At 69.1% G+C, this 921-nt stretch carries 1 protein-coding gene; it reads left to right on the top strand.

Annotation, left to right across the window (positions count from 1 at the left end; all coding sequences use genetic code 11):
• Window positions 1-154 precede the first annotated feature (154 nt).
• Window positions 155-921: glycosyl hydrolase family 28-related protein (locus NBRGI_RS01395; protein WP_036557000.1), on the top strand; the 767-nt coding region annotated here is incomplete at its 3' end.

Below are 921 nucleotides of genomic sequence, written 5' to 3' on the forward strand. Positions count from 1 at the left end.
ACGCGACGATCGGCGTCGTGGAACTCGGCACCACCGACGCGGCCCAGCTCCGGGGCGCGCTGGCGACCTTCGGCGCCGCGGGCGCGGCCCTGGTGGGCGTCATCGCGGTCTCCCGGCCCGGTGACCGGCCGCGCCTGAGTCAGAGGTTGCGCCTATGAGCGAAGACCCGGTGAATCGTCGTCGCCTGCTCGCCGGTTCGCTCGGCGCGGCCGCGGCACTGCCATTGGCCGCGTGCGCGGCCCGGCCCGACGCCGACGAGGAGTTCCGCTCACCGCGGGTCACCGACGCACCCGCCGCCCGCAACATCCGCGATTTCGGCGCGGTGGGCGACGGGAAGGCCGACGACACCGCCGCGCTCGCGCAAGCCGCCGCGGTGGGCGACGGACCGCTGGTGCTGTATCTGCCCGCCGGCCAGTACCGCGTGACGTCCTGGCCCCGATTACCCGACTATGCCACGGTGCTCGGCGATGGCGGCGACGTCAGCATGATCAACTACGAGGGCGGTGGCACCCTGATCGCCCTGCGCAAGCGGCAGCGGGTGCGCTTCGCCCGGATCGGCATCTTCGTGTCCGACCCGGCGGTGACCGCCGTGTCGCTGTCCGAATGCTTCCGGTGTTCGTTCGAATCGGTGGTGCTGCGCGGCAATCACCTCAGCGAGAACTTTCCGCGCTATGCCGAACAGCGCGGCGTCGTGCTCGATCAGAACACGGGCGGCACCGCGTTCGTCAACTGCGATATCAACAATTTCGGGTACGGGCTGGTGACCTCGTGCATCCAGAATTACGTGACCTCGTCGAAATTCACCAACAACCGGATCAGCGTGCTCGGCACCGGCGGCGACCACAACGCCGGATTGGCTTTGAGCAATGTCGAATTCGTCTCCGATACCGACCCGCGCACCACCGACCGGCACCTCGTGGT

The sequence above is a fragment of the Nocardia brasiliensis IFM 10847 genome (assembly GCF_000710915.1).
Lineage (GTDB): Bacteria > Actinomycetota > Actinomycetes > Mycobacteriales > Mycobacteriaceae > Nocardia > Nocardia brasiliensis_A.